Here is a 3,239-nt window from a genome sequence, read left to right on the forward strand (position 1 = left end):
AAGCACTGGGTTGAAGGCGGGGTGGATCAATGAGTCCAGATCCGAATATTTCGCGGCGTGTCAACGAATTCACTTGCAGGAGTGTGGTATTCACGCGCCCGTGTTACCCCATGCGACCTTTCGAAAGGACTACCGATGCCATTCGTCACGACCCAACCGGAGGCGCTGGCGGACACCGCCGCCAACTTGGCAGGCGTCGGCGCCACGATGAGTGCACAGAACTCCGCCGCCGCGGCGCCGACGACCGGCGTGCTTCCAGCCGCCGCCGATGAGGTATCGGCGCTCACGGCTACCCAGTTCGCCGTTCATGCGCAGATGTATCAGGCGATCAGCGCCCAAGCTGAGGCAATTCATCAGCAGTTCGTCAGCACACTCGGAATGAGTGCGACGTCATATGAGGCCACCGAAGCCGCTAACGCTTTAGCGACCAGTTAAGACAGGACACCACAATGGATTTCGCGACGTTACCACCGGAAATCAACTCCGCAAGAATGTACGCCGGCCCCGGGCCGGGACCGATGTTGGCAGCGGCCTCGGCGTGGGACGGGCTGGCCGCCGAACTTCAATCGACCGCAGCGTCCTACCGGGCGGCGATCTCGGAGCTGACCGGTGGGCCGTGGCTCGGCTCGTCCTCGGCGTCGATGGCGGCGGCGGCCACGCCGTATCTGGACTGGGTGACCACGACCGCCGCACAGGCGGAGCAAACCGCCACCCAGGCTAGAGCGGCAGCGGCGGCCTATGAGGCGGCATTCGCGATGACGGTGCCGCCGCCGGTGATTGCGGCCAACCGGAGTCTGCTGATGACGTTGATCGCCACCAACGTGCTGGGGCAGAACACCGCGGCGATCGCGGCCACCGAAGTCGCCTACGCCGAGATGTGGGCCCAAGACGCCACGGCGATGTACGGCTACGCCGGCTCGGCGGCGGCGGCATCGACGCTGACCCCGTTCGCCGAGCCCCCGCCGACGACCAGCCCCGCCGGCCAGGGCGCCGCAGTGTCGCAGTCGATCGTCTCGAACGGCTCGCGGGTGATCACCGCGATCCCCCAGGCGCTGACGGCGGCCGCCGCTCCCGCGGCGGTTCCAGCGGGTCCGGTGTCTGATCTGCTGAGCGCGATCGCGCCCGCCTTGACGGCCTTGGCAATCCCCGTGGGAGCGACTTCGATCGGCTCCTCGGCGACGAGCATCTCGGCGGGGTTGACCGGGGTCTGGACCAACTTCCGCGGCTTTTCGATCAACGCCGACCGTGACTTCTATGCCGGGAAGGGCCCGTTCACGGGCTATGGTCCGGGTGCCGCCAACCTGCCGAACTGGTTCCTTAACGGCCAAGGCAGCGTGGCCGCACCGTCGGACGTGTCAACGGCATCCGTGTCGTCCCGCCTGGGGCAGGCAACGACGGTCGGCCGGTTGTCGGTGCCGGCGAATTGGACGGTCGCCGCGCCCGAGATCCGCCCGGCCGCCTTCACGCTGCCGATCACCACGGCCGCGACAGCGCCGGAGGTCGGCGGCGCCGGCAACCTGTTCAGCAGTATGGGCCTGGCCGGTGCCGCGGGTGGCGCCGTCGGCAGCACCGCATCGGTCGGACGCGGCAATGAGCGAGTGCGGATGACGCCGCGGCAAAGCCCGAAACCGTCACAACAGCCGCCGAATGAAGCGATAACCGCGATCGCCACCGAGTTGCAGGAACTCGCCACGCGGGCGCAGTCACTGCTGGGCAAGTTGGCCGAGTCCGGCCTCATGACCGCCGACGAGCTGACCGAACAGAAGCGACGCTTCCTGGTCTGACCCCTTTAAGCTGACGGTTGTGAACCCGGCCGGCTACGGGGTGCTGTTGCTCTGCGGACCGCTGGCGGCCATCGCTGCGGTGTGGCTGGCCGATCGGGTCGGCGTACCGTATCCCGTCCTGCTGGTCGGTGTCGGTGCGATTCTGGCCTGGTTGCCGGGGATCCGCGTGCCGCAGCTGGCGCCCGATGTCGTGTTCTACGTCTTTCTGCCCCCGCTGTTGTACTACGCGGCGTATTTCATTGCCCCAGACGACCTTCGGGCCAACGCCCGGTCGATAGGTCTGCTGTCGGTGGGGCTGGTGATAGTCACCATGGCGACGGTTGCCGGCGTTCTGGTGGGCGTCGCGGGCGTGCCATTGGCGGTGGCTCTGGTGGCCGGCGCGGTTGTTGCGCCGACCGACGCGGTAGCGGCGACGTCCGTCTTCGCGCGGCTGGATGTACCCGAACGGCTGGTCACGATCGTCGAGGGTGAGGGACTCACCAACGATGGCACCGCCTTGGTGCTCTACGCCGGCGCGGTGAGCGCGGTGATGGTCGGAGCGGTGCGGCCCGGCCCGCTTGCGGTGACACTGCTCGCAGCTCCCGCGGGTGGTGCCGCACTGGGCCTGGTGGTCGCCTGGCTGGCCGTGCACGTGCGACGGCGAATCGACAACTCGTTGCTGGAGATCACGCTCTCGCTGGCGACGCCGTATCTCACCTATGTGCTCGCCGAAGGCGCCCATCTCTCGGGCGTCTTGGCCACCGTGACCGCGGGCGTTTACGTCGGTTCTCACTTGAGCGCAATCTTCGCACCGGGTGCGCGATTGCAGGCCTTCGCCTTTCTCGATGTTTTGGTCTTCCTACTCAATGCCGTGCTGTTCACCTTGGTTGGCATGGAACTGTTTCGCTCCTTGCACTGGGTTCCGGGCATGTCCGCGGGGCGGGTCGTCGCAGTGATATTGATCGTGGTCGCCGTGGTGTTCGCTTCGCGGCTGGTGTGGATGTTGTCCGGGCCTGTCACAGCGCGACTGTTCGGCCGCGCGACCGGTGCGCCGGTGTGGCGTGAGCGTGTGGTGGTGGCGTGGGCCGGGATGCGGGGCGGTTTGTCGCTGGCGGCGGCGCTGGCGATCCCACTGCGGCTCGCCGACGGGAAGCCGTTTCCCGATCGCGACTTGGTGATCGTGGTCGCCGCCGCGGTGATTGTGGCGAGCCTGCTTCTGCAGGGCACCAGCCTGCCGTGGCTGTTGCGCCGACTCGGCTTGCGGGCTGAGGATTTCGGAACCGAGGAGAACAAAGCCCGGCTGAAGGCGGCCCGTGCCGCTTTGGAGTGGTTGGACGATGACAGCCACGCAGACGCAGACGACGAGGCCACCAAATCGGCGCGCTCCCTCTATGCCGCCAAGGTGCGTCGCCTAGAACTCAGCCCGCCAAGCGATGCCGAGTCAGAGGATGCCCGAGAGATGGAGCGCTATCGCGC

General features: G+C 67.3%; 3 protein-coding genes. All 3 read left to right on the forward strand.

Annotated features, from left to right (window positions below; translation table 11 throughout):
- Nucleotides 1–135 precede the first annotated feature (135 nt).
- A complete protein-coding gene (locus VN856_RS22565; protein WP_325693197.1) occupies nucleotides 136–435 on the forward strand; it encodes a PE family protein in 300 nt (99 codons plus the stop codon).
- Between the two features lie 14 nt (nucleotides 436–449).
- Complete coding sequence (locus tag VN856_RS22570) at nucleotides 450–1,784, forward strand: PPE family protein (RefSeq protein WP_325693200.1); 1,335 nt, start codon at nucleotides 450–452, stop codon at nucleotides 1,782–1,784.
- A 19-nt stretch (nucleotides 1,785–1,803) separates the two neighbouring features.
- The coding region (locus VN856_RS22575; protein ID WP_325693202.1) for a Na+/H+ antiporter at nucleotides 1,804–3,239 on the forward strand (1,436 nt) is incomplete at its 3' end.

The sequence above is a fragment of the Mycobacterium sp. genome (assembly GCF_035603715.1).
In the GTDB taxonomy this organism is placed as follows: Bacteria; Actinomycetota; Actinomycetes; order Mycobacteriales; family Mycobacteriaceae; genus Mycobacterium.

Excerpts from the sequence above, each read along its gene's own strand:
- VN856_RS22565 (WP_325693197.1), top strand. The coding sequence starts at position 136 with ATGCCATTCGTCACGACCCAACCGGAGGCGCTGGCGGACACCGCCGCC.
- VN856_RS22570 (WP_325693200.1), top strand. The coding sequence starts at position 450 with ATGGATTTCGCGACGTTACCACCGGAAATCAACTCCGCAAGAATGTAC.